The following is a 26,601-nucleotide window of genomic DNA, read 5'->3' as shown; positions in this document are numbered from 1 at the left end:
CATTGATCGATTCTAAAGAAATACGGCTTTTTTTCCTGCGACATGGCTATCTCCTGATCATTGCAGCCTGGTTGTTTACCTTCGCTTTCCTGTTCAGTAACTACTGGTCGTACTACTCGTCCCCGCAGGGCGTGAAACGCAGCATGGAAAAGAGTATCCATCAACGGGAAAAAACATTCGAAAAACTCGCTAAAGATACGGCCCTTACCGTCTCCCTCTTCCAGCGCAACTACGACCAGCAAACACTGGACAAACTCACCGGCATGGAGTACTACCTCTTTGCCTACGATTCCAATAACACCGGCATCTGGCTCACCTTCTGGAATACCAGCCAGGTACAGCCGGATGAACTGCAAACCACACTGGAAAATGGCCAGCGGTTCATGAAGCTGAAAAATGGCTATTATGAAGTCATTACCCGGAAAGTAAAATCAATCCGGGGGCACGCACAATACCTGGTGGCGGCTATCCCCATCCGCATGGAATATGCCATCAAAAACAACTACCTGGTCAATCACTTTTACGATAAGGAAGAACTGGGAGAGGAGTACAGCATCCTCCGGGAACAACCCGCCCTGGTAGTACCGGAACATACCATCCTGCCGGTAAATAACGGGCAGGGACAAACGCTGTTCTTCCTCGATTACAACACCGGCATGCACGTACATCCTTCCAATAATCTTAGCATACTGCTGCGGGTGCTGGGTTGTATCTGCGTGCTTATATTCCTCAACCTCTTTGCCACCCTGTTGGCCAAAACCACCAACCCGCTGTATGGCTTCCTGTTCCTGTTCCTCATCGTATTCGGTATGCGGGTACTCAGTTACGTATACCCGTTCCCGTTTAACCTGAAGGAACTCAATATCTTCGATCCCAGGATCTATGCAAAGGATGAAATCTTCTACTCGCTCGGCGATCTGCTGATCAACGTATTACTCACCTTCTGGATGATCCTCTTCTTCCGGGAACACGTAAAAACCATCAACCCGCCGGTACTCAAAAAAAGATGGGCGCAGAGCGTAGTGATCATCATCGCCAGCCTGATCCTCTATATCGTGGAACAGTTCCTGGCAGACCTCATCCAGAGCCTGGTAATAGATTCCAAGATCTCTTTTGATGTAACCAACCCCTTCAGTCTTACGGAATACAGTATCATCTACAGCATCATCGGCTTTATGGTACTGGGCTTTATATCTTTCAGCTTTTTGTTCTTCTCCCAGATCATCAACTACCTGCTGAATGAACTCACTAATTTTCAATACCGTACCAAATATATCTGGCTGGCAGCAGTAGGCATCATCTGGCTGCTGTTCCGTATCCACAACCCGGAACTGCCATTCTCCGTTACAATGGTGATCTGGCTGCTGATCTACATCGTGCTGCTCGACTTCCTCGCCGACCGCTTTGAAAGCAGTATGGCCACCGTACCGTTTCTGTTCTGGCTCTTCCTGCTCACCATCACCACCTCGGGCGCACTGGTACATTATAACAACCATAAGGAGCTGTATGCCCGTCAGAAACTCGCGGAAGACCTGTCCAAACAAAAGGATCCTTACCTGGAGATGCTGTTGAATGATATCGGTAAAAAGATAGAACATGATGAAGCCCTCCAGTTTTTTTTCCAGGACCATAACGGCAGAACCCACCGTAAATCGGCGTTCGACAGCCTGCTCCTGCCAAAATATTTCCAGGGCTACCTGAGCAGGTTCCGGGTAAACCTGTATGCCTATGATGAAAACGGCGCTTCCCTGTTTGCCGCAGATACCGCCAGCTTATTAACTTTTAACCGGCAGATATTTACCGAGTCGGAAGCCTCTCCATCACTGGTGCCGGGCAACGACCTGTATTATTATGAGCGCAGCTTCAACGACTACAGCTATATCGCTAAAAAAGAATTTCACAACGCCGGCGGGGAAGTAACCGGCTGGCTGGTATACACCCTGGCGCCAAAACCCGTAAGCAGCGAACGGCTTTATCCCGAGCTGCTGGTGGAAGGCGATATGAGTGATCCGGGCCGCGAATACGCCGGCGCCTATTCCTTTGCGGTATACGATAAAGGCATTCTCGTTAGCAACAACAACGATTTTCCTTTCCCCATCCGGTTATATGCACATGAACTGCCTGCGGCAGATGTGACCGTAAAATCCATCAAAGGTTATTCAGAACTGATCTACCGCGCTACCCCTGAAAAAGTAGTGATAGTGGTAAAGGAAAACAGGATGTTCGTGGAATTCATCACCCTGTTTGCTTACATGTTCTGTTTGTTCCTGCTCATCATTGCTGTATACAAAGCATTCGACCTGCTCATCAAAGCAAGGATGCGGATCAGCAACCTGCGCGCACTGATCAATATCAGCATCCGCAAAAAAGTACATGGTACCATCATCTTTGTTGTTATTTTCTCTTTCCTGATATTGGGTATCACCACTATTAAATTCTTTATCTACCGCTCTGAAATGCAGAACCGCGAACGGCTCAGCAAAACCATGAGAGAGGTAGCCAAAGACGTGGAAAAGGTATTGGAAAATCAGCGTGACCTGGACCAGGTAGGCGATATGTACGATTCAGAACTGATGAAAAAGCTGGCCAACTCCCTGTCGGATATCGCTAATGAACGGGCCCTGGATATCAATATCTACGACCGCGATGGCAACCTGCAGCAAACCACCCAGCCGATGATGACGGACAAAGGGCTGATCTCCGCAAAAATAGACCCGCAGGCATTCTACAGTTTATACCGGCTGGAACAGATCCAGTTTATCCATACGGAATATATCGGGGTAATGCCGTTCCTGTCGGGTTACATGCCGTTGCGTAATCATGATACACATGAAGTGATTGCATACCTGAACGTTCCTTATTTCGCCACGCAAACAGAACTGAACCAGCAGATCTCCAACTTCCTCGTGGCCCTCATCAATTTCAACGCCTTCATTTTCCTCATCGCGGGAATGGTAGCGTTGCTGATCACCAATTCCATCACCCGCTCGTTCTCGCTGGTAACGGAAAAGCTCCGGCACGTAAACCTGGGTCAGCGCAACGATGAAATAGAATGGGATAAAGATGATGAGATCGGCGCACTGGTAAAGGAATACAATAAAATGGTACGCAAGCTGGAAGTGAGTGCGGTGCGACTGGCTAAAAGTGAAAGGGAAGGAGCATGGCGTGAAATGGCGCGGCAGGTGGCCCATGAGATCAAGAACCCGCTCACGCCCATGAAGCTGAGCATCCAATACCTGCAACGCGCTATCGCCGGCGATTCACCCAATGTGAAGGAGCTGTCGCGCAAAGTGGCCGGCACCCTCGTGGAGCAGATCGAACACCTCTCCAATATTGCGTCCGACTTCTCCGCCTTTGCCCGCATTGGCGAACCAAACAACGAAGAATTCCTGCTCAATGAAGTGTTGTATTCCCTTACCTCATTGTACCAGGGGCATGAAGATTGTGAAGTTACCTATGTGCAGCCCACACACGATTTTTATGTATTTGCAGATAAAACCCAGATGAACAGGCTGTTCACCAACCTGTTGCTGAACGCTATACAGGCCATCCCCGACGACCGTAAAGGACAGATCGTGGTACGGTTGCAAATGACTTCTGATAGTCACGTGATTGTGAGTGTATCCGATAACGGCGAAGGCATTTCCACGGAAATACAATCCCGCATTTTCGTTCCCAACTTCACTACCAAGTCTTCCGGTACCGGCCTCGGACTGGCCATGTGTAAAAACATTGCCGAGCAGGCGAGAGGGGAGATCTGGTTTGAAACGAAGCTGAATGAAGGCACTACGTTCTATGTGAAGTTGCCGCTGCAGGGACATTAATACGGCAATCCTCCACAAAAAAAAGACGCTCTGGATTCCAGAGCGTCTTTTAAGTAATTTTTTTGCGTTTACTGCTGTTGTGTATCGTCTTTAGCTACAAAGCTTTCTTTAATTTTTTCCAGCAGTTTGCTTTCGATCATTTGCTGCGACAGCTGTATCATGTTTTTAAATGCAGTTTCCTGGGAAATACCGTGACCAATAATTACTGGTTTGGAAACGCCTAAAACAGGAGTACCGCCATATGATTCAGAATCAAATTTTTTCATGTAGTCATCCTGGATATTACGTCTTAACGCAATTTCATGGAATGATTCGGCCATCTTAAGTACGATGTTTCCGGTAAAGCCTTCGCATACAATTACATCTGCTTTTTCGGAGAGGATATCTCTTCCTTCAATGTTGCCGACGAAATTAATTTGTTTGCTTTCTTTTAACAGCGGGTAAGTTGCCTGCGCAAGCAGGTTGCCTTTGCCTTCTTCTTCGCCGATATTCAGTAAACCAACTTTAGGATTGGGTACCTGAAGAATATGTTTGGAATATAGGGATCCGAGAAGGGCAAATTGTGCCAGGTTTTCAGGTTTGCAGTCGGCGTTGATACCTACGTCGAGCAAGAGGCCGTACGTGCCGTTTTCACGGGGTACCAGAGTAGATATAGTAGGACGTTGCACTCCCTCTATGGCTTTAATGGAATAATAGGTGCCCACCATCATGGCGCCGGTATTACCTGCGCTGATGAAAGCATCTATTTTTTCATTTTTCAGTAAATGAAAACCGATAGAGATGGAGGATTGTGGCTTCTCTTTCAGCGCCTTGGTAGGGTGTTCATCCATCCCGATTACCTGGGATGAATGAACAACTGAATATTTTGATTGGTCCAGCTGTGCTGCTGCAATTAAAGGAGCTAACTGTTGTTCGTCTCCAATTAAAACCAGATGCACCTCAGATGCAACAGTGTCTAAATATAATTTTACTCCTTTTACTGCTTCGGTGGGCGCGAAATCGCCACCCATCATATCAAGCCCGATTCTCATGTAACTCAAGGTTTGTTCTTGTTAGCTCGGGTAAAAATAGTAAAATAATTTATTATTTAGCTGCGCTCTGTTTTTCCAACACTACTTTTCCTCTGTAGTACAGTTTGTTTTCCACCCAATGAGCACGGTGTCTCAGGTGCACTTCACCGGTTGCGCTGTCTGTGCTTAATGTATCCGCTACCGCCTTATAATGCGTTCTTCTCTTTGCTGATCTTTGCTGAGAATGTCTGCGTTTAGGATTTGGCATTTTATTTAATTTTTAATTGTCCTTAAATTTATCCAATCCTTTCCAGATTGGGTTATCGTTTTCTTTTGCCTGCTGGTTCATTTGCTCCAGCATTTCAATCACTTTCGGATTACACCCGCTTTTGCCGTCGGCATTGTCAGGATGTATACGTTGCATTGGAATGCTCAGATGGATGAACTCGTATATAAATTCTGCCACGTTCAAATGGCTCTCTGTCTTCAGTATATACGATACATCCGGATCTTCTTCTCCACTTGCCAGCTCTTCCGGATTCTCTACCAGCTTTACTATCTGGTTAAAATCATCCCATAGCTGCATTTCGAAGGGCTCTCCGCACCGGTCGCAGGTAACTGTTACCTTACCACCTATCGCAAATTTCAGTAAGAAGAAGTTACTCTTCTTGTCCAAAGTGAGATTTACACTCACCTCGCAATTACTGAAATCCCTCGGCTCCTCGAAATTATCAAAGAAACGCTCCCCGATAGCATAATGAAATGAATGTTCCCCTGGGTTTAATCCAACAAAGGCTATATCAAATTCGCGGAGTGGTTTCATATCAATATCCTCACTTTTAGAGGGATGCAAAGGTAATTAAATATTTGCAATTGCAAAAATTTCATAAATTTGTTCACCAACGATATCTTATTTATATATATATTTATATCATAAAATATCAGCCATATTGATGTTGTGGCATCCAGGCGTGAGGCGCAAAGGTACGTAATTAGCTTTTATCTTATACCTGATTTTCACAATTCAACGATTTTATTGAAAACCCGTATCCCCATTCCATCAAAACGATGAAGGCCACAGGAAAATACAGTAAGAAAATAAACACTACTGGTAGTGCCGGCATGCCTTTAAACGGTGCTCCGGACCTCTTTTCCCTGCCCATAACGGCCTGGCTCAACAGTACCAGCGCCGGCCTGCTGGTGACCAATGAAAAACACCGCTGCATATGGGTAAATGACATTTTCAGCCGGTATATGAATGGGAATACCCCCCTGAACTGCTCGTATCCGGAACTGATCCGCTATCTGAAACCAATGGTAGCCGATTATGTACCGCTGGAAGCCAAAATGAAATCCCTCCGCAAGGAAAAAAAGCCCTGGTTCGGTTGGGAAGTGCCCTTCCGCAACGGTCATATCTGGGAAATTAATTACCTCCCCGTATTCAACGGCGAAATATTCAGCGGCAGTATCTGGCAGGCCGTCGATATCACCCGCAGGCACAACGTACAGGAGGAAATAAAACGCAATGAGGAAAAATTCAGGGTTATCCTCAATAACCTCAACGCTGCCATGTGCGAAACAGACGTAAAAGGCAATATCACCCGCGTATACGAAAGCTTCTGCCGCCTCTCCGGCTATAACGAACAGGAACTCATCGGCCGGAACATCACGGACGTTTTTGTACCGGAAGATAACCGGGCCTACGCCCGCGCCCTCCGCAAAAAACGCCTCGATGAAAACGTGCCCCTCGTATACGACATGGAAATAAAGCTGAAAGACGGCTCCAACCGGTGGATCCTCGCCAGCTCCGCCAATACATACGACCGCCACGGTAACATTACCGGCGGGGCAGGGATCCACATAGATATTACAGATCAGAAAAAACTGCAACAGGAACTGGAAACAGCCCGCCGCCAGGCAGAAGAAGCCCAGCGCGCCCAGAAAGATTTCCTCGCCAGCATGAGCCACGAAATCCGTACGCCGCTCAATGCCATCATCGGCATGGCCCACCTGCTCGAAGAAACCCACCTGGACCCGCAACAGCAGGAATATGTCAACATCCTGAAAAACTCGTCCGGCATACTGCTGGGCATAGTCAGTGATATTCTCGATATTTCACGCATTGAAGCCCGGGAGATACAGGTTAACCAACGCGAATTCAACCTCCGCGAACTGATCCAGTCGCTACGCAATACCTTTGAACTCAAACTGGGCCGCCGCCCCGTAAAAATAACCGCAGAACTGGATGCCGCCCTCGACACTTGGCTGATTGGCGACGATGTACTACTGAACCAAATACTAATCAATTTGTTAGGTAATGCAGAGAAGTTCACCAACGAAGGCGAAATTGCCATCACTGCCACCCAGGAAAGCTGGCAGGAAAATAAGCTCTGGATACGCTTCCGGGTAAGCGATACAGGCATCGGCATCAAAAAGGATAAACTGGAACTCATTTTCCGGAACTACAAACAGGCAGAAGACGATATCCGTGAAAAATATGGTGGCACAGGCCTGGGACTCGCCATCGTTAAACAACTCGTGGAAATCCAGGGTGGCAACATCACCGTGGAAGAACTCTCCGGCTTTAATACCTGCTTTAGCTTTAATATCCCCTTCCTGGATAGCCGCCGGCCACTCACGGTCAATACGGGTAAACTGAGCAGGAAATTACTGCAACGGTCATTTGAAGACGCCAGGGTCCTCGTGGTGGAAGATAACCAGATGAACCTGCGCTATATCATGAGCCTGCTGGAAAAATACAAAATCAACTATCAGCTGGCTACCAATGGCCCGGATGCTACCTGGTTCCTCGAATCCCGGCAATACGACCTTATCCTCATGGATATCCGTATCCCTGGCATGAATGGCATGGAACTGGCTCAAAAAATAAGGGCAGATGAAGAACAGCCGAATGTAGCCACGCCGGTAATCGCCACCACCGCCGTAGCAATGGAAAGCACCGCCACCATGGCAAGAGCCGCCGGAATAACAGACATACTCACTAAACCCTATACACCAGACCAGCTATTACAGATTTTTAATAAATATCTCAACGAAGACGAAACAGAATTAATAATGGAAGAAGTGCAGAACTTAAGCGGATTTGAGTTTAATAACGATTTGGATGTCAAATATCTCACAGATCTCTATGAGAGCAATATTTCCTATGCCGCTGACCTCTTTGAAATTTTTATCAGAACTATCCGGGATGAAATCGCCAAACTGCAAACAATGGTAGATAACCACGAATGGGAAGCCATGAAATTCCAGGTACATAAACTGAAACCGAATTTCGCCATGGTGGGCCTCACCTGGATCAGCGCTAAAATGCAGGAACTGGAAAATTATCTCCGTATCAACCAGGAACTGCATAGTACAGAAATCTGCCGGCTTTTCGATGAAATTACGCAGGATGTAAACCGCTACTATCCACTCGTGGAAGAAGAATATGGCAAGATGCGCGATTTTATCGACTCCCCCGGCGAATAATCAGTAAGATTGCAGCACCTCTTTCATGCTGTTGTAATAATTACCGCCAAATAAAATGAAATGTACCATCAACGGGTATAACTGGCAGATGCCTATCCGCTGCTGCCACCCCGGCTGTAATGGATAGGCGGCCTGGTACGCATAATAAAACCGCGTGTCAAAACCACCGAAAAGCCGCGCCATCGCCAGGTCTATTTCCCGGTGGCCATAATACACCGCCGGATCAAAAACACAGGCCCGCCCGTTACTTCCCACCATAAAATTACCGGACCACAAATCACCATGCAGCAATGCCGGCGCTTCCACCGGGAAAATCTGCGGCAACTGCCGGCACAACCGCTCTACCTGCTGCACCAGCTGCCTGTCTACCAGCTGCTGGTCATAAGCCATCCTGATCAGCGGCAATAAGCGGTTAAACGCATAAAACACCGGCCAGCTGCTGTAAGGCGTATTATACTGCTTCAAACTTCCCACATAATTGGTTCCCGCATACCCATAATGGGGCTGCGTTACACGATGCTGCTTCGCCAGCGAAACAGCAAAGTCATCCCAGAAATCAGCCACCGCCTGCCCCTTCGTCAGGAATTCCTGCAACAGGTAAGCCCGTCCGTTCACACTCCCGTATGCCAATGGTTTGGGCGTCTGCAATGCTTTGGCAGCCTGTAACTCCAGCAATCCCGCATACTCCTGCTTAAACATATCAGGGTATTTCCCGGCATCATTCATCTTAATAAAAAAATATCCTTCGTTGGTGCCTATACGAAAAGATTCGTTAATATCACCACCATGCACGCTTTTTGCATCATTAATATGTATTTTTACTTTCAAATGTTCGGAAAGTGCTGTGCTTAACTGTTTTTGTAGAATTTCATCTATCATGTTCCGCCACATTATATGGAGACAAAAGTCCGGATTAAAAAGAAAATCGTCCGTATTGTACTAACACTTACGGCTATACTGTTGTTAAAAGGATTATTCGCCTGGAGTAACCGCTTCGGCGATTTCTACTTCCATAGGTGGTACGATTGGAGTAGTTTGGCGTTCAGACAAGTAACAGGTATAGTTCCATTCAGTATTGGCGATGTAATATATACTGCCTGGATTATCGGAGGAATACTCTATTTGTTAAAACTATGTTATAAACTCATCCGCGCACGCTGGGAAGCCCTGGGTTTTCAACTGCTTCGCGGTGTTCAATTCCTGCTGGGGGTATATCTTGCCTTCCTCGTATTATGGGGCTTTAACTACGAACGCAACTCCCTCACCCGCGATACCCGTATCGTTACGGGCACTTATAACACGCAGCAACTTTACCATTTATCGGATACATTACTGCAGTTAGTCAACCTGGAAAAGGCCAACACGGGCGATACCACCGGCGTCATGAAAACGGATACCACCGGCAAACCCGTTTTTGAAAGGGCCATCGCTGCTTACGATGCTGCTGCCAAAACCTGGCCGGCCCTGCGTTATAAAGCGCCCAGTATAAAATCGGCTATGTTCGGCCACTGGCTTAACTACCCCGGTGTTACCGGCTACCTCAACCCGTTTACCAACGAAGCACAGGTAAATACCACCGTTCCCGATGTATTGCTGCCATTTGTTTCCTGTCATGAAATTGCGCACCAGATAGGTTATGCGCCGGAAGAAGAAGCCAACTTTGTAGGTTACCTGGCGGCTACCAGTATTCCGGATAGCCATTTCCGTTATGCCGCCAATTTTGATATGTTCCTTTACAGCGTTCGCCAGCTTGCCCGCCGCGATACCACCCTCGCCCGCAACATCTGGAAAAGGGCGCTCCCCGGTGTAAAAGCCGACTATAAAGCCATCATGGATTTTTATGAACCTTATACGGGAAAAGTAGATGCCTATTCCTCCCTGCTGTACGACCGCTACCTCAAAGCCAATAAACAGGATAAAGGTATCCGCAGCTACAGCGAAGTAACCGGCTGGCTCATCGCCTATTTCAAACTATAACAGGCATCAGTTCATCATCAGCACATTCACGCTGCGCTGCAAAATATTAAAGGCAATTTCTGCCATCAGGTTTTCACGGTCAAGCGTAGGGTTTACTTCGGTGATCTCAAAACAACAAATCTTACGGTGTTGCATGAACTTGGCAATCAGGTCCTCAGCTTCCCGCTCTCTCAATCCATTACTTACCGGTGTGCCGGTACCTTTGGAAATAGAAGCGTCCAGGCTGTCCACATCAAAAGAAACATAGATGTACTCACAATCACTCAGGTAACGGAACACAGAACGGGAAATGTTCTCCGGCCCTTTCCTGCGTACTTCACTGGTGGTGATCACCTTCATACCATATTGCTTGATCAGGTAATCTTCTTCCTTCTCATAATCCCGCAGGGAAATAAACACAATATCTTCCGGAAGCACCTTCGGCGCTATTTTACCGATGTTTTTCAGGGCATTCCACATTTTAGCGGTATTCTCATCCAGGTCGTGCACCTTGCAGTCCATATTGTCTTCCGCAATGGCGGTAGCCAGCGGCATACCATGCATATTACCGGAAGGGGTGGTATAAGGCGTATGCAGATCAGCATGTGCATCTATCCAGATCACGCCCAGCTTGGCTTTGGGATGGGCCATCTTTAAACCTGCAATCGTTGCGCCGGCAGTACTGTGGTCACCGGAAAGCAACACCGGGAACCAGTTGGCCTTCACTGTTTCGCACACACTTTTGCTGATACGCTCGTACATATTAAAAGTACCTTTGATCCTTTTGGCATAGGGCGATTCGATAGGTTCAAACAACAGCTTATTTTCCGTTTCAATTGCTTCGGTGGGGAAGTGTACAAAAAAGTTGCTCATAAAGTCCAGCGCGGCAATCTTAATAGCATCTACACCCAAACTGGCGCCACGCGTACCTGCTCCTATTTCTGATTTTACTTCTATTATTTTAATATTCTTCATAAAAATAGCATTAAAGGCAAGCTACAGGATTTTATGTGAACGCCCAAAGCAACGGAACGTGTGATGGTGAAAAACTTGTATATAATACATGAATCAAATCCAATACAGTAGCGTTATTGTAGCGATTTGTTCAATATTTCCCCGGTTCTGGTTGACAACGTTGAATTTTAACCGGGCTATTTTTTTAGCTGCTGATTTATAAATAATTTGAGTCTATTACCATATTATAAAATTAAAATCATGGACTTTCAATTGACGGAAGAGCATCTGATGATACAAAAGGCAGCACGCGATTTTGCTGTTACTGAATTACTGCCAGGTGTAATAGAAAGGGATGAACACCAGAAGTTCCCCACAGAACAGATCAAAAAACTGGGAGAACTCGGCTTCCTGGGTATGATGGTGAGCCCGAAGTATGGGGGAGCAGGACTGGACGCGATCTCTTATGTGCTGGCAATGGAAGAAATCTCAAAAATTGATGCCTCCGCCTCTGTGGTCATGAGTGTTAATAACTCCCTCGTTTGCTGGGGGCTCGAAACATTTGGTACAGAAGAACAAAAACAGAAATACCTGGTACCCCTGGCTTCCGGGCAGATAATTGGCGCATTTATGTTAAGTGAGCCTGAAGCCGGTTCTGATGCTACTTCCCAGCGTACGATCGCAGAAGATAAAGGAGATCATTACCTGCTCAATGGTACCAAAAACTGGATCACCAACGGTAACTCCGCCAGCGTATACCTGGTAATGGCGCAAACCCACCCTGAAAAAGGAAGTAAAGGCATCAACGCCCTCATCGTGGAAAAAGAAATGCCCGGTATCACCATCGGCGCCAAAGAAAACAAACTCGGCATCCGCGGCAGCGATACCCACAGCGTGATGTTCCAGGATGTAAAAGTGCCAAAGGAAAACAGGATAGGAGAGGACGGCTTCGGGTTTAAATTTGCCATGAAAACCCTCGCCGGCGGCCGTATCGGCATCGCCTCCCAGGCACTCGGCATCGCCAGTGGCGCGTATGAACTGGCCCTGAAGTATTCTAAAGAAAGAAAAGCATTCGGTAAAGAAATAGCCCAGCACCAGGCCATCCAGTTTAAACTGGCAGATATGGCCACCCGCATAGAAGGAGCCCGCCTGTTATGCCTCAAAGCCGCATGGGATAAAGATCAGCACCAGGACTATACCCTCAGCAGCTCTATGGCCAAAGTATTTGCCTCCGAAACCGCTATGTGGGTAACCACCGAGGCAGTGCAGGTACACGGCGGCTACGGCTATGTAAAAGAATACCACGTAGAACGCCTCATGCGCGATGCCAAGATCACCCAGATCTATGAAGGTACCTCAGAGGTACAACGCATCGTTATCAGCAGGAGCATCCTCTCGTAACGCGGATTTTGTCTTTTTCAGGATTAGGCTGATTATGCTGATTCAGGGATTTGATCACTTTTGATTTTAAATGATTAAGGGAGATATAAGCGATTTTCGCTTATATCTCCCTTAATCATTTAAAATCCTTATAAAATCAAAAAGTAAAATCAATGAAATCAGTATAATCAGCCTAATCCTGAAAAAGACAAAATCCGCTTATCTTTGCCCGATGGCAATTAATTTAGAAGCATACCACGAAGTGCTCGACCGGCTCCATCCATATCACGCCCGGCTGGTAGCCGTTTCCAAAACGAAACCAGTGGAAGATATCGCTGCGTTCTATGCAGCAGGGCAAAGGATCTTCGGCGAAAACTACGTACAGGAACTAACAGAGAAACAGGCACTTTTACCGGCAGACATAGAATGGCATTTTATTGGGCACCTGCAATCCAATAAGGTAAAATTCATTGCGCCATTTGTTCATACTATTCATGCAGTGGATAGTCTTAAATTGCTGCAGGAAATCAATAAACAGGCCGCTAAACACCAGCGTGTTATTCATTGCCTGTTACAGGTACACATTGCAGCAGAAGAAACAAAGTTTGGTATGGATGCGCAGGAGTTACAGCAACTGCTGCAAACATACCACGCCGGTCCATCCGCTTTTTCACAGGTACGCATTGCCGGCATGATGGGCATGGCTACCAACACTTCCAACGAAACACAGATCCGTGAAGAGTTCCACCAGCTCCACAAATTGTTTGGATCCGTTAAAACAACTTACTTTAACAACGAAGCGTACTTTAAAGAACTGTCCATTGGCATGAGCGCCGACTATCACCTCGCCCTGCAGGAAGGGAGTACCCTGGTGCGTATAGGTAGCCTGCTCTTTGGCGAAAGGAACTATTCACAAATGTAGTCTTATGAAAAAACTAAGCATCCTCCTGGCAGGTATCGGCCTGGCTTTTACCGCCTGCAATACCGGTCAATCCGCTAAAACCCCTGCCAATGGTGTGTGGCAGGCAAAACTGCACCGTACCGATGGGGCAGATATCGTTTTCAACTTTGAAGTAAAAGATACCGCCGGTAAAAAAGTACTGTATGTACTGAACGCAGCAGATAAATTACTGGTAGATGAAGTCACCGTAACCGGTGATTCCCTGCTGATTAAAATGCCCTTCTTCGACTCGGAATTCAAAGCGAAGCTTACCTCCGACAGCGCCGCAGAGGGCCTCTGGATCAGGCACCTGGCGGATAAAGACGTAAGTATTCCTTTCTCTGCTGTAGCAGGCAAGGCAGAACGCTTCGCCGTAAACACACCCGCTGCCGCCAACGTGTCCGGCCGTTGGGTAACACAGTTCGTATCTTCAAAAGATAAGGACAAAGCCCCTTCTACCGCCATCGGGGAGTTTAAACAATCCGGTAACATTGTACACGGCACCTTCCTCACCACCACCGGCGATTATCGCTTCCTGGATGGCGTGGTTGATGGCGATACCCTGCGCCTCTCCACCTTTGATGGCTCCCACGCGTACCTGTTTACGGCCCGTGTTGGGAAAGACAGCATCACAGACGGCCGCTTCTTTGCCGGCATCGGCGACGGGCTCGAATACTGGTCGGCCGTGAAAAATGATACCGCCAAACTCGCCGACGAAAGAACCATCGTCACCATGAAACCCGGTCAGCAACAACTTGATTTCACCTTCCCTGATCTCAACGGCAACAAGGTGAACATCAAAGACGACCGCTTCAAAAACAAAGTGACAATCATTACCCTCATGGGCTCCTGGTGCCCTAACTGTATGGACGAAACCGGCTTCCTCAGCAAATGGTATGAGAAGAATAAAGACCGTGGCGTGGAAGTAATCGGGCTGGCTTATGAACGCACCACCGACTTCGAAAAATCGAAACATGCCCTCGAAGGCTTCCTGAAACGCTTTAATGTAAGCTACCCGGTACTGATTACCGGCGTAACGCCCGCCGATCCTGCAAAAGGAGAGAAGACCCTCCCGCAGCTCACCGGCATCAAAGGTTTCCCCACCACTATCTTTATCGATAAAAAAGGGAACGTACAGGAAGTGCATACCGGCTTTTCCGGCCCCGGTACAGGAGAACACTACGAACAGTTCCAGGCTGACTTTAACCGACTGGTTTCCAGTATGTTGGAAGCTGAGTAGATACAGATCAAGTCCACCTCAGGTCCACATCAAGTCCACGTCAAAGGCATGGATGAAGCATGGATGAAGCGTAGTTAAAGCATGCATGAGGCATCGGATCGGTTATCTTCCTGTTAACAATCCGTTTTCATAACTGGTGCTTTTCAGATATTCGGGCTAAAAAGGTATTATAACCAATATATAAGACTATTGTATAATATTGTGCCGAAACACATAAATCCTCTCTGGTATTTGCTTTCCGGGGAGGATTTACTTTTTAATAAAATTTATTATTTCATTTCTTTCAAAAAGGTTTGAAAAATACCAGAATCTGATTATTTTACTGCTCCGTTTGACTTTTATAAATTCCATTATCTAATACGCTTATCTTATCCACCTGCCGGGACAATGTCAATTCTGATGTTGTCCTGGATAGCGTTCCCTTCGAATTTTCACGATATTGATACTGGTACATTTACTCTCTCTTAGCAGGTGGTTTTTCTTCCCTTTTCCTATACAATAACATTTCTTTAAGATCGGATCTTCTCCACACACTTTTACTGGCCTGATATTTGAAAATTTCTGGTTACAGTGTGAATGAACCATGCACACAAATCATTTGTTAAACCATAAAAATCCAGAAATTATGTCTACAACGAAATTTCTCGCAGGTGCTATAGCCGGCCTTACTACCGGTTTAGTAATTGGATTATTAACAGCCCCTGATAGCGGTGATAAAACCCGCAAAAAAATTAAAACAACAGCAGATGATTGGCGTCATAAAATCAATGGCCTGGTAGGAAAAGGAGGAGAAGACCTGTCTGATCTGAAAGAAGTATTCGAACATGAAATAACCGGCCTGCAGGATGATGTTCGCCAAAGAGTGCTGAAGCTGATTAATAAAAGTCAGGGCGTTTACAACAGGTTCAGAAGAGAAGCATTGTCATAATGATAGTTTACATAAAAAAAAGCGGAGATAACAAACAGATGGTTCATTATCTCCGCTTTTTTATTGTGTAAATCTTACTTCAGGATTTCGCCGGTTTCCATATAATTTTTGAAACGTTTGATATCTTTTACCAGCATATTTTCAAATGCTGGATTTAACAGCCAGGCCAGCCCTGAGCCTACATATCCGGCCGGTGGCCGGTAAGTGATCATCACATCAATTTCTGTTCCGCCGTTAAAGGTTTCCCGGAAAGTAACCCTGCCCGCGGTAGCAATAGAGGACCCCGGTAATGATCTCCAGCCAATCAATTCTCCCGGAACCTCCTTTACAATTTCAGCATCCCATTCCAATGTACCAATGCCGCCAGGCCCCTTTACCACCCAATGCGAATGGAAAGGATCCGTTTCTTCCACCGACTGCAAATGCTTCATAAACACCGGCAGGTTATTCAACTGACGCCAGAAATAATATACCTCCTCTTTCGGATTGTCAATAGAGATAGTAGTCCTGATATTTACAGACGCAGTATGTTTGTCCGGTTTCCGCCTGCCCAAAAATCCATTCACCAGGTCGTTGCCACTGATACCTCTGTATAACAGGTAACCAGCTCCCAGGAGTTTAAAAAGGCTTGATACAGGCGATTTATCTACTTTGCTGATGGCACTGCCGAGCAGCCAGGCACCGGTAAAAATGGAAACAATTCTGCCTTCGGGTGTAACATTGATGATATTAGAGCTATCATATAAGGACCCTGCTTTTGGTTGTTGTGGATCTTGAAGATTAAGTTGTTGTGTTAAGGAACTCATATATACAGTTTGGGGAACCTACAGCTAAAACCCTGCACTTTTGTTGGGAATGAGTTAAGTTGTTGATATTTAATAAGATAGATATGATGACGCCCACCATGTTCCTGTGGCACATCAGATACGGTGCGTAATTTCTTACACACTACCGCTCACAAGGGGAAACATATATACTTTACCGGTAGGAAGCTATAGTATTCACCAATTATATGCCAACCATATCTTGCATTTCTCTCCGCGATGGGTTATCTTAACCCGGTAAATAAAAGACTACATGAAAAAAGTACTGACCGCGTTATTACTGCTGGCCGGCCTCCAAAGCTCGGCACAGAAGGAAATAGCCCCCAACAAATGGCTGAAACTCTTTAATGGCAAGGATCTGAAAGACTGGGACATTAAAATAACCGGGCATGACCTGAATGATAATTTTGGAAATACCTTCCGGGTAGACAGCGGCATGCTGAAAGTGAGCTACGAAAACTATGATGAATTCAGGGAACAATATGGACACATCTTCTATAAAAAGAATTTTTCCGCTTACCTGGTGGTAGTGGAATATAAATTTACCGGCGACCAGGTGAAAGGCGGCCCGGGTTGGGCCTTCCGTAACAGCGGTATCATGCTGCACGGACAAACCGCTGCCAGTATGACCAAAGACCAGGACTTCCCCATTTCGCTGGAAGAACAGCTGCTGGGCGGCAATGGTAAAGATCCCCGCTCTACGGCGAACCTCTGTACACCCGGCACCAACGTGGTGATGAATGGAAAACTCATTAAAGACCATTGCATCAGTTCCACCTCCAAAACCTATCATGGTGACGTATGGGTACGTGCGGAAGCCCTCGTACTGCGTGACTCCGTAATCAAACACATTGTAGAAGGAGATACCGTTATTGTATACAATAAGCCGCAGATGGGCGGAGGCAGCGTGTCGCACCCTAAACCCGGACTGCTGCAGGAAGGTAAACTGTTATCTGAAGGTTCCATTTCCCTGCAAAGCGAAAGCCACCCGGTGGCCTTCCGGAAAGTAGAACTGTTCGACCTGTCTCCCTACATCAACGACCCGGTTAAGCTGAATAAAATCCTCCACCTGCTGCAGAACCGGCCGGGAGCGAAAAAAGCAAAATAGCATGATGACGGGGCGGGGTGGAAAATCCGGTACCATCTTTAACCGCTTTAGGCTACCTTTGCCCCCTCGAAAGAAATAGCATGGAAAATTGTACGCTCTATACGCACGAAGTGGAAATGGAGAAAGTGCTGACCCGTATGAGGGCGCATTTTGGAGAACAGGCAGTAAAAGTAAACGGACCGGCAAACCGTTGGGAACAACTGACCATCACATCAGGAAAAAAACTGCTGCGAAAAGGCCATACCCTCACCATCAACTACCGCCAGCGCGCCACACCCGGCTACCAGCTGGTACGCAGCGATGACCCGGTAACCACCAACCTGCTCGGCATGTACGGCTTTGTACAACAACTGCCGGCAGACAATCCCGCCCTGAAGGAACTATTACTCGCAAAAGTGGCCACACTCAATACCGAAATCGTTATCCTCGCCAACCCTTCATTCAACGGCGACCTTCGTGCCGCCATCATGGACCTGGCCGACGAACTGGATGGTATCTTCTTCTGCGAAAATAACTTCATCTTCAACACCGAAGTACAAGGCTTCTGGGATAAAACCGGTGCGCTGCTACTCGATGTAAACGGCCATTCTACCGCTACCAATCTCACAGTAAATATCAACGCACGGTATTTCGATAGCCAGGACGCGCCTTCCTCCGCAGCAACAGAAAGAAAACAACGGAACATACAGCTCCTGCAGGAAATGCAGGTGAAAACAACCGCCAACCTTCCTGTTATCAGGGATGAAAACGAAGTAGTGCTGCGCACTGCAGCAGAAACGGCCGAAAGGGTAGCCGTACTCGCCGCTGTAAACACCGTGGCCTTCGGATACCTCGAAAGCCCCGCAGTAATCAGCTACCTGCAACAACATCAGCTCTGGGATAAAACCACACCCGCCGAAAGAGCTTTCCTGGAAGATCCGCAGGAAGACGCAAAAACACGGGAAACCTGGAAGTGTGAAGACATATGGGTATTGCTGTGGGCATTAAAAAAAGTACCCTCCCTCGGGGAAATGGACGCCCTCTGTAACCTCGACATGGTGCCGGAAGAAGCTTTCCCCTTCCGGGGCCCCGCTTCTGATCCCGCCGCATTCCTCGCCGGCGCCACCGAATTGCGCAGCGCTACAGAAATACTCGATGCCAACGACCTCTACTACCGCGCCAACTGGGCCTGTGTAGACGCACGCATAAAAGGAGAAAAGGAACCGCTGCATCCCGGAATTGTATATGAAAGACATTATGCCCTCAACTGGCTCACCAACTACAGGAACCAATACTGGGATGATGTTACCTGCGATACCTAAACGCGAATTTTGTCTTTCTCAGGATTAAACTGATTATACTGATTTGCTTGATTTTACTTTTTTGATTTTATAATGATTTTAAATGATTTTGGGAGATATCAGCGAAAATATTTTCGCTGATATCTCCCAAAATCATTTAAAATCCAAAGTGATCAAATCCCTAAATCAGTATAATCAGTTTAATCCTGAGAAAGACAAAATTCGCTTAATGAGCCAGCATCAGCTGGCGAATATATTTCACCGGCGCACTGCCGTAACTCAGGAACTTTTCATTAAATACTTTCAGGCTGTAATCCTTGCCCTGCTGCTGTTTGTAAGCCTCCCTCAGATCAATGATCTCTTTGTAACCAGTGAAATAGCTGGTCAGCTGCACGCTGGATACGCTCACCCGCTTCCATTTTCCTTCCGCTTCCGCCGCTTGCTGGAACGCTTCTTTGGTCAGCAAATGAATGGCATCTTCCTTACTCATATCTTTCACATGTACACTGTAATCCAGGATGGTATTACATACTGTACGCAGGTTCCACTTGTACCACATCAGCCACATTTCCGGCTCGTTGTTGCCATAACCGTTTTCCAGCATCATCTGCTCCGTATATACGGCCCATCCTTCAATCATAGCGCCATTACTCATGAGCGATTTAATCAGGCTGGGTGATTGATTGGCATATACCAGCTGGGTGTAGTGGCCCGGAATAGCTTCGTGAATATCCAGGATCTGGAGGATATACTGATTGTATTCACGCAAATAACTTTCTGCTTTATCCTTTGGCCATCCTTCCAGGCTGCCCACGTTGTAATAGGTGTTGCCGCCTTTATCATAGGGACCGGGCGCACTGATGGAAGCACCTGCCACACCTGCCATATAAGCCGGTTCTTTACGCACCACCAACGGTTTGGACGGATCAATATACAACAGGTCCTTTTCCTTGATAAACGAAATCAGTGAAGGCAGCTGCTTTTCTATGGCCGACTGGAACTCCTCCGGCTTCACATGCTTCACGGAAAGCGTATCGATCATGCGACCTATCAGCTCCAGCGAATCAGATGGCATGGGTGTATTGCCAAAATATTTCGGCCACAATTGGCGGCTGATCTTTGTCATTTCACCATGTACAAATGCTTTACGCGCTATCGCGGAATCATAGATCTGTGCAGCGGTAAAAGATGACTGGATATCAAATTTAAACTTCTGATCGTACAACGCTTTGCCTAAACGGAAACTGCGTGGATGCTCGGGCTTCAATGCCTTCAGCCATGCGGCGTAATCGCGGATCGCTTTGGCGGCGGTGTTGGCGCTGGCCAGCATGGTGGCCTGTTCTGCTGCAGGGATACCGGTTTTCTTCAGGGAATCTGCAAAGTCTTTTTCAAATACCGATAAGCCGCCGTTGTTCTGATCTATGGCCAGCGAAGTAAGTTCCGGCACAGGATCTTTGATCTGCTTTTTTGCGGCTTCGTAATAAGCCGGGATATTCTGCAACCTGCTGCCAAAGCTGCGCAGCCTGGTTTCCAGCGGTGCGTAGTTTTCATTTAAGATAAAGGCAAACGTGTTACTAACGTTATAGGAAGATGGATCCCATTCGTTGCTCTTCTGCTCCTTAATACCCCATTGCACTGATTCCAGGTAGTTCTGTATCAGCTGGTAATCAATTTTATTGGCGTCATTCAACGCAGTAAGATCATAGGATTTGAGTGAATCCAGTTGTTGCTGCGCAAATGCGAGTCGCGCTGCGGCTGCGGTGCTATCCGGTACTACCAGCACCGAGTCATATTTATGATAGCCTACACCGGTGGCCCAGTCAGGGTTTTCTTTCCAGAGGGCGTCAATAAAACGTGCCTGGTATGCGCTGAAAGCATGATTCAGCGTACTATCGGTACCGTTAGTTTGGTTGCTGCTGTTGCCGTTGTTACAGGCTGCCAGGGCAGCTACGGCGGTTGCGCAAAGAAGGAGTTTTTTCATTGCAGAAGATGATTGTTGTTGTTTTCAAAAGCCTGTGTAATATACTATTTAATTATTTTCTTTACTTTTGCGGCGTACTTAATTAAAAACTGCAAACACTTGCGCCATGTAATGTCACAGGCATATTAATTTATTCCTTTCGCCGTTCCATCCCGGAACCGGCCTGTGAAACTATTGTTTAATTTAAACCCTGATGACATGGCAATTTCCCAGAAATATGGCCGTACCTGGCATTACCCGTTTTCACCCGGCACTACGAGCGACGATCGTATTCAATACGAATACTGGCATTCGCTGCAGCAGATCCCGGTGTTGATCCACACGGAAAAGCTGGACGGAGAAAATAACTGCTTATCCCGGTATGGGGTGTTTGCGCGCTCACATGCAGCGCCCACTACCTCGCCGTGGACAGAAAGCATCCGCCGTTACTGGCAAAGCATAAAGAATGACCTGGGCGACCTGGAGATCTTCCTCGAAAATCTCTACGCGGTACACTCTATTGAGTACCGTAACCTGGATCATCACTTTTATATATTCGGTATCCGGGAAGGCCAGCGGTGGCTTAGTTGGGAGGAAACCCAATTCTATGCAGCGATGCTGGACCTGCCGGTGGTACCGGAAGTAAAGCGTATAACGCCGCCGGCTACACGCCTGGAGTTTGAGCGTGATATACTGGGGCTGGTCAGCGGTCCCGGCGCCTTTGATCCGCACGATGTGCATACCGGTCAGCCGGCAACAATGGAAGGCATTGTATCCCGCAACGCCAACGGCTATGCGGTGAGCGATTTTGCAGAAAACGTGTTTAAGTATGTCCGCAAAGGACATGTGAAAACAGACCAGCACTGGACCCGCCATTGGCGCCGTGCAAGGTTAAATAATGAAGGAGGTAACTATGTGGCAGCTCAGTGAAAATAAAGACTGGTCCCACCTGGAACATACATTTGAATGGGTGCGCGTAATGCGGGAAGTTCCGCAGGACGCGCGGCACCATGCAGAAGGTAACGTGGCCGTACATACGCAGATGGTGCTGGCGGCCTTGCAGCAACTACCTGCTTACAGGGAGTTGCCACCGGCCGATCAGGAACTGTTGTGGGCGGCCGCACTGCTGCACGACGTGGAAAAGTACAGCACTACGGTTATTGAACCGGATGGACGTATCACGTCCGCAGGCCATGCCCGCAAAGGGGAAGCGCGTGCCCGGCAAATCCTTTACAGGGAAGTACCTACGCCCTTCATCGTCCGCGAACAGATCGCCAAACTGGTGAGGTACCATGGCCTGCCGCTGTGGATCTTTGAAAAGCCCGATCCGCAGAAAGCACTGATCACCGCCAGCCTGGAAGTAAACACCCGGCTGCTGGCGTTGCTGGCCCGTGCCGATGCGCTCGGCCGTATCTGTACCGATCAGGCAGACCTGCTCTACCGGCTGGATTGCTTTGAAGAACTGTGCAGGGAAAATAATTGCTGGGGACAACCACGCCCGTTTGCCACACCGCAGGCGCGCATGGAATACCTGTTCAAAACCGGCAGCTCGCCGGACTATGTGCCGTTTGAAACGCCGCAAACACCGGTCATACTGATGAGCGGACTACCGGGCGCCGGGAAAGACACGTACATCCAGCGGCACTATAAACAACTACCGGTCATCTCCCTGGATCATATCCGGCAAACCATGAAAATAAGCCCTACTGATAAAAGTGGCAATGGCGTGGTGATCCAGGCCGCGAAGGAACAAGCCAGGATCTATCTCCGGGAAAAAAAATCCTTTGTATGGAATGCCACCAACATCACCCGGCAAATGAGGGAACAGTTGATCAGTCTTTTTACAACGTATGAAGCAGCGGTAACAATTGTGTATGTGGAAGTGCCGGCAGCGAAGCTGTTACAGCAAAACCGGCAGCGGGAAGAAGTGGTGCCGGCGGCAGCAATGGAACGGTTGATCAGGAAACTGGAAGTGCCTACCAGTGCAGAAGCGCATGAGTTGAAAATAGCAGTCAGCAGTTAGCCATTGGCTACTGCTGACTGCTTCTTATTTAGAATTCATTCCGCCACATCATGCTCTCCACCGGTTTAATGGTGCGACCATTATATTTGGCATTTCCTTTTTTGTTATAGAGTGTTTCTACTTCGCCTTCTACCACAAAGTAGATCAGCTGACCAATGGGCATGCCTGCGTATATGCGTACAGGTTGTGCACAGGAAATTTCCAGGGTCCAGGTGTTGCAGAATCCAACATCGCCTTTACCGGCGGTAGCGTGGATGTCGATCCCGAGGCGGCCCGTGCTGGACTTGCCTTCCAGGAATGGCACATGTGCATGCGTTTCGGTATACTCTTCTGTTACGCCGAGGTAAAGGGTGCCGGGTTGTAACACAAACCCTTCCTCCGGAATTTCAAAATGATCAATTTCATTGTGTTTGCGCGCATCCAGTACACGGTCTTTGTAGGTGGCCAGGTATTTACCCAGGTGCACGTCATAAGAATTGGTACCCAGGTATTTCCGGTCATAGGGAGCAATAACGATAGTGCCTTTTTCAATTTCCTCCAATATCCGTTTGTCTGACAGAATCATGCTTAGGTTCGTTTAGTTTTAGTGAGCTGTATTGTTAGCTTTTAGTTTTCAGCTGTTGGCATTTAGTGAAAGACCTGCTGCCAAAAGCTGTTTTTTCTGCTTTTTTGCTTTAATTTGGCAAGATATGCCATTAATACGAACGATACAAATTGATCCGGAAACGAAGCTGGGTGTATGGAAGATAACAGAAACGGAGAACTTTTTCCAGGAGAAGGTAAGCATCAGCCGGGCTATTCACCATCCGCATAAACGCTTACAGCATTTTGCGGGCAGGTACCTGCTGGTAACGCTTTTCCCGGAATTCCCCATTCAGGAAATTACGGTTACCCATACCCGTAAACCGGTGCTGGCATGTGATAGCTATCATTTTTCCATTTCACATTGTGGCGATTATGCAGCCGCTATCGTAAGCACCAAGGCAGCGGTGGGCATAGACATTGAAGAAGTAAAACCTAAAGTAGAACTGGTGTCCCATAAGTTCCTGTCGCCTTCAGAACGGTCGTTTATCGATCCAAAACATGAACTGTCGCATAAAACAATCTGCTGGAGCGCCAAAGAAGCCATGTTTAAATGGTATGGCCGGGGAAGTGTTGATTTTAAGGAGAATATGAAATTGCATCCCTTTGTTTTTCAACAGGCCGGTTTCATTACTGCTGATTTTAACAAACAGGATACAAATACCCGGTTATATTTGCAATATATTATGGAAAATGACCTATGCCTGGCATGGACTCATCCTGCGTGAGGAAAGAATTTATTAAGCACTGTCGCGTTATTTATGAAGATTTATTTACTCGGTTTTATGGGTGCCGGAAAATCCTATTGGGGTAAACAACTGGCGGATCACTGGCAACTGCCTTACTATGATCTGGATGAAGTGATTGTGGAAGCAGAGGAGATGGCCATTGCTGATATCTTTTCCAGCAAGGGCGAAGATTATTTCCGTGAAAAGGAAAGTCAGTTGCTCCGGGAATTATCCCAACAGGAAAACTTCCTTATCTCCTGCGGCGGCGGAACGCCCTGTTTCCAGGAGAACATGGATTTTATGAACGATCATGGCACCACCATCTGGATTAATCCTTCCGTGGAAGCAATGGTGGAACGCCTGCAACGCAAGAAATCCAAACGGCCGCTGATTGCCGGTCTGGAAGATGAAGACCTGATCGGATTTGTGGAGAAGAAAATGGCAGAACGCCTCCCTTTTTACCAGCAATCCAAGCACATAATTACATCTGATAATATTTCATTGGATACCTTTACGCAAAATTTCTAATATGCATAAGAGTTTTTTAGTTTGGGCGGCGGTATTAGGCGCATTGGCAGTAATTTTAGGCGCATTCGGTGCGCATAAACTGAAAGAGCTGGTGCCCCCTGAAACCGTATCTACTTTTCAGACAGGCGTTACTTATCAGTTCTATCACGTATTCGCATTAATCGCTACCGGCATCTTATTTGCTCATGTGCCCGGCAACCAGTTAATCTGGGCAGGCAGGTGCTTCATTATCGGGATCATCCTGTTTTCCGGTTCGCTGTATTTGCTCACGATGCTCAAAACCACCGGCAGCGTAGGTTTGAAAGGCATTGGCATCATTACGCCTATTGGAGGGGTATTTTTTATTGCCGGCTGGATCTGCCTGCTGGCAGGGATTTTAAAATTAAAAGCATAAAGCATTCTCGTATATGTACAGAGGTTTTTGGGTGTTGATAGTGAGTTTACTGACCGGGTCAGTGGGAATGGCGCAGGATAATGTAAATATTGCCGGTAAATGGTACGGCACCTTTAAACTTTATTACGGAGATAAATACCGGATGATCGTAAACCTGGAGAAGGATGGCGCAGGCTATAAAGGAACGCTTGAGCTACCCGAAATGTCGGACAACGACCAGTTTGAGATAGAAACAGTGGTGTATCGAAGGGATACCCTGCTGCTGCGTATCGACGGAATGCGGTTCGCCTTCACCGGCGTATGGGATCCGGCTGCAAAGCAGTTCAGGGGTATTACCGGCCTGGGCGATGATCAAAGTGATACAGACCTCGGGCGGAAAGAAATTACAGTCGGGGAAGTATACAAAAGACCACAGGAACCAAAACCGCCTTTCCCGTATTATACGGAACAGGTGAGGTTTAATAATGTAAAAGATAGTGTTACACTCGCCGGAACGTTCACCCGTCCGGCGGCCCAGGGCAAATACCCCGTTGTGTTGCTGCTTTCCGGCTCAGGTCCGCAGGACAGGAACGAGGAAATTGCAGGGCATAAACTTTTCCTGGTGCTGGCCGATTATTTCGCCCGTAACGGCATTGCTACGCTGCGTTACGACGACCGGGGCTTTGGCGCTTCTACCGGCGATTTTGATACATCCGATATCTACGATTTTTCGCATGATGCGCTCACCGCGCTGAAGTATCTGAAAGCAAGAAAGGATGTGGATATCTCCCGTACCGGCGTACTCGGACACAGCGAAGGCGCTATCGTAGCGCAGATAGTGGCCGCAAACAATCCAGGGGTGGCTTTTGTAATATCAATGGCAGGGGTGGGCATAAGCGGCCGCGAACTGATTGATCAGCAATCGGCGGCCAAAGGGAAAATGGCCGGTAAACCGGATAGCCTGATCCTGGCCGACCAGGTGCGCATGAAGCCTTACTGGGATCTCCTGGCAAGCGACAGCAATATTGCCGCTATCACGCCACGGGCCCAGGAAATTCTCCGGAATATATACCGTAATTCAAGTGAAGACGTTAAGAAAGGACAAACAGAAGATGAATTAATACGGAGGGCCAATATGAGTCGGGAAACAATTTCGTTATTAAGATATAAGCCGCTGACATACCTGAAACAGATCAAATGCCCGGTTATGGCTATCAACGGCACCGCAGACATACAGGTGGACGCCACCACCAATCTGAAAGAAATTGAACGCGCATTGAACGAAAATGGTAATCTGCTCACAACAATCCGTAAGTTTGATGGATTAAACCATTTGTTTCAGCGCTGCAAAACATGTGATGTGAGCGAATACGGTGAGCTGGAGCAAACCATTGATCCCCTGGTTCCCGAGTTTATGGCACACTGGATCTTACAGTTGCCGCCGTCGGAGGGCAGGTAGTCCCAAATCTGAAAT

The 26,601-nt window shown here is 47.4% G+C and carries 23 protein-coding genes; 15 read left to right on the top strand and 8 right to left on the bottom strand.

Going from position 1 to position 26,601, the window contains the following annotated elements; genetic code table 11:
* The first annotated feature begins 2 nt into the window (after window positions 1-2).
* Complete coding sequence (locus PV783_RS24530) at window positions 3-3,824, top strand: ATP-binding protein (protein ID WP_420989926.1); 3,822 nt, start codon at window positions 3-5, stop codon at window positions 3,822-3,824.
* A 68-nt stretch (window positions 3,825-3,892) separates the two neighbouring features.
* On the opposite strand, the gene plsX is transcribed toward PV783_RS24530, so the two are convergent.
* The 3 genes from plsX to PV783_RS24515 are packed head-to-tail and all read right to left on the bottom strand — an operon-like array spanning window position 3,893 to window position 5,657.
* Entirely contained in the window at window positions 3,893-4,855 is a 963-nt protein-coding gene (gene plsX, locus PV783_RS24525) for a phosphate acyltransferase PlsX (protein ID WP_079473288.1), read from the bottom strand.
* Between the two features lie 52 nt (window positions 4,856-4,907).
* Window positions 4,908-5,102 (bottom strand): 50S ribosomal protein L32, encoded by a 195-nt coding sequence (gene rpmF / locus PV783_RS24520; protein ID WP_079473289.1) that lies wholly within the window; start codon window positions 5,100-5,102, stop codon window positions 4,908-4,910.
* 12 nt (window positions 5,103-5,114) lie between these two features.
* On the bottom strand, window positions 5,115-5,657 hold the full coding sequence (locus PV783_RS24515; RefSeq protein WP_079473290.1) for a YceD family protein: 543 nt from the start codon (window positions 5,655-5,657) through the stop codon (window positions 5,115-5,117).
* A gap of 245 nt (window positions 5,658-5,902) precedes the next feature.
* Here PV783_RS24515 and PV783_RS24510 point away from each other — a divergent pair, with 245 nt between their 5' ends.
* A complete protein-coding gene (locus PV783_RS24510; protein ID WP_420989925.1) occupies window positions 5,903-8,323 on the top strand; it encodes a PAS domain S-box protein in 2,421 nt (806 codons plus the stop codon).
* Here PV783_RS24510 and PV783_RS24505 read toward each other — a convergent pair whose 3' ends face one another.
* On the bottom strand, window positions 8,324-9,202 hold the full coding sequence (locus PV783_RS24505; RefSeq protein ID WP_159454486.1) for a fructosamine kinase family protein: 879 nt from the start codon (window positions 9,200-9,202) through the stop codon (window positions 8,324-8,326).
* 15 nt (window positions 9,203-9,217) lie between these two features.
* Between PV783_RS24505 and PV783_RS24500 the strand changes: the two genes are divergently transcribed.
* Window positions 9,218-10,300: a DUF3810 domain-containing protein gene (locus tag PV783_RS24500; protein ID WP_420989924.1), complete on the top strand. Its 1,083-nt coding sequence runs from the start codon at window positions 9,218-9,220 to the stop codon at window positions 10,298-10,300.
* A gap of 6 nt (window positions 10,301-10,306) precedes the next feature.
* Here PV783_RS24500 and PV783_RS24495 read toward each other — a convergent pair whose 3' ends face one another.
* A complete protein-coding gene (locus PV783_RS24495; protein ID WP_079473296.1) occupies window positions 10,307-11,254 on the bottom strand; it encodes an arginase in 948 nt (315 codons plus the stop codon).
* Window positions 11,255-11,494: 240 nt separating this feature from the next.
* On the opposite strand from PV783_RS24495, the gene PV783_RS24490 reads away from it, so the two are divergent.
* The 4 genes from PV783_RS24490 (at window position 11,495) to PV783_RS24475 (ending at window position 15,721) form a co-directional block, all read left to right on the top strand.
* On the top strand, window positions 11,495-12,634 hold the full coding sequence (locus PV783_RS24490) for an acyl-CoA dehydrogenase (RefSeq protein ID WP_079473297.1): 1,140 nt from the start codon (window positions 11,495-11,497) through the stop codon (window positions 12,632-12,634).
* A 211-nt stretch (window positions 12,635-12,845) separates the two neighbouring features.
* Window positions 12,846-13,535: a YggS family pyridoxal phosphate-dependent enzyme gene (locus PV783_RS24485; RefSeq protein ID WP_079473298.1), complete on the top strand. Its 690-nt coding sequence runs from the start codon at window positions 12,846-12,848 to the stop codon at window positions 13,533-13,535.
* Window positions 13,536-13,539: 4 nt separating this feature from the next.
* Window positions 13,540-14,793 (top strand): TlpA disulfide reductase family protein, encoded by a 1,254-nt coding sequence (locus PV783_RS24480; RefSeq protein ID WP_111579004.1) that lies wholly within the window; start codon window positions 13,540-13,542, stop codon window positions 14,791-14,793.
* Window positions 14,794-15,418: 625 nt separating this feature from the next.
* Window positions 15,419-15,721, top strand: a complete 303-nt coding sequence (locus PV783_RS24475; protein ID WP_111579005.1) for a YtxH domain-containing protein — start codon at window positions 15,419-15,421, stop codon at window positions 15,719-15,721.
* A 74-nt stretch (window positions 15,722-15,795) separates the two neighbouring features.
* Here the strand turns inward: PV783_RS24475 and PV783_RS24470 are convergent, their stop codons facing one another.
* Window positions 15,796-16,527 carry an SRPBCC family protein gene (locus tag PV783_RS24470; protein ID WP_079473301.1) on the bottom strand — a complete coding sequence of 244 codons (732 nt, stop codon included), beginning with the start codon at window positions 16,525-16,527 and terminating at the stop codon, window positions 15,796-15,798.
* Between the two features lie 271 nt (window positions 16,528-16,798).
* On the opposite strand from PV783_RS24470, the gene PV783_RS24465 reads away from it, so the two are divergent.
* The gene (locus PV783_RS24465; RefSeq protein ID WP_420989923.1) at window positions 16,799-17,653 is read left to right on the top strand and encodes a 3-keto-disaccharide hydrolase; all 855 of its coding nucleotides are present in this window, start codon (window positions 16,799-16,801) and stop codon (window positions 17,651-17,653) included.
* An 80-nt stretch (window positions 17,654-17,733) separates the two neighbouring features.
* A complete protein-coding gene (locus PV783_RS24460) occupies window positions 17,734-18,954 on the top strand; it encodes a DUF4272 domain-containing protein (protein ID WP_420989922.1) in 1,221 nt (406 codons plus the stop codon).
* A gap of 205 nt (window positions 18,955-19,159) precedes the next feature.
* Here PV783_RS24460 and PV783_RS24455 read toward each other — a convergent pair whose 3' ends face one another.
* Window positions 19,160-20,914 (bottom strand): DUF885 domain-containing protein, encoded by a 1,755-nt coding sequence (locus tag PV783_RS24455; RefSeq protein ID WP_420989921.1) that lies wholly within the window; start codon window positions 20,912-20,914, stop codon window positions 19,160-19,162.
* 198 nt (window positions 20,915-21,112) lie between these two features.
* Between PV783_RS24455 and PV783_RS24450 the strand changes: the two genes are divergently transcribed.
* Window positions 21,113-21,823 (top strand): RNA ligase family protein, encoded by a 711-nt coding sequence (locus tag PV783_RS24450; RefSeq protein ID WP_420989920.1) that lies wholly within the window; start codon window positions 21,113-21,115, stop codon window positions 21,821-21,823.
* The gene (locus PV783_RS24445; RefSeq protein ID WP_420989919.1) at window positions 21,792-22,916 is read left to right on the top strand and encodes an AAA family ATPase; all 1,125 of its coding nucleotides are present in this window, start codon (window positions 21,792-21,794) and stop codon (window positions 22,914-22,916) included. The genes PV783_RS24450 and PV783_RS24445 overlap by 32 nt, the downstream gene beginning before the upstream one ends.
* Before the next feature lie 28 nt (window positions 22,917-22,944).
* Here PV783_RS24445 and dcd read toward each other — a convergent pair whose 3' ends face one another.
* Window positions 22,945-23,481, bottom strand: a complete 537-nt coding sequence (dcd, locus tag PV783_RS24440; RefSeq protein WP_079473307.1) for a dCTP deaminase — start codon at window positions 23,479-23,481, stop codon at window positions 22,945-22,947.
* 124 nt (window positions 23,482-23,605) lie between these two features.
* Between dcd and PV783_RS24435 the strand changes: the two genes are divergently transcribed.
* The 4 genes from PV783_RS24435 to PV783_RS24420 are packed head-to-tail and all read left to right on the top strand — an operon-like array spanning window position 23,606 to window position 26,586.
* Entirely contained in the window at window positions 23,606-24,226 is a 621-nt protein-coding gene (locus PV783_RS24435) for a 4'-phosphopantetheinyl transferase family protein (RefSeq protein ID WP_079473308.1), read from the top strand.
* 33 nt (window positions 24,227-24,259) lie between these two features.
* Window positions 24,260-24,754 carry a shikimate kinase gene (locus PV783_RS24430; RefSeq protein WP_079473309.1) on the top strand — a complete coding sequence of 165 codons (495 nt, stop codon included), beginning with the start codon at window positions 24,260-24,262 and terminating at the stop codon, window positions 24,752-24,754.
* A 1-nt stretch (window position 24,755) separates the two neighbouring features.
* Window positions 24,756-25,148 carry a DUF423 domain-containing protein gene (locus PV783_RS24425; protein ID WP_079473310.1) on the top strand — a complete coding sequence of 131 codons (393 nt, stop codon included), beginning with the start codon at window positions 24,756-24,758 and terminating at the stop codon, window positions 25,146-25,148.
* Window positions 25,149-25,161: 13 nt separating this feature from the next.
* Window positions 25,162-26,586 (top strand): alpha/beta hydrolase family protein, encoded by a 1,425-nt coding sequence (locus PV783_RS24420; RefSeq protein WP_420989918.1) that lies wholly within the window; start codon window positions 25,162-25,164, stop codon window positions 26,584-26,586.
* The last annotated feature ends 15 nt before the right edge of the window (window positions 26,587-26,601 follow it).

The organism is Chitinophaga sp. CC14 (assembly GCF_048957795.1).
GTDB classification, from domain to species: Bacteria; Bacteroidota; Bacteroidia; order Chitinophagales; family Chitinophagaceae; genus Chitinophaga; species Chitinophaga ginsengisegetis.
The sequence above is the reverse complement of the archived record's forward strand: the minus strand, read 5'-3'. Positions and strand labels throughout refer to the sequence as shown.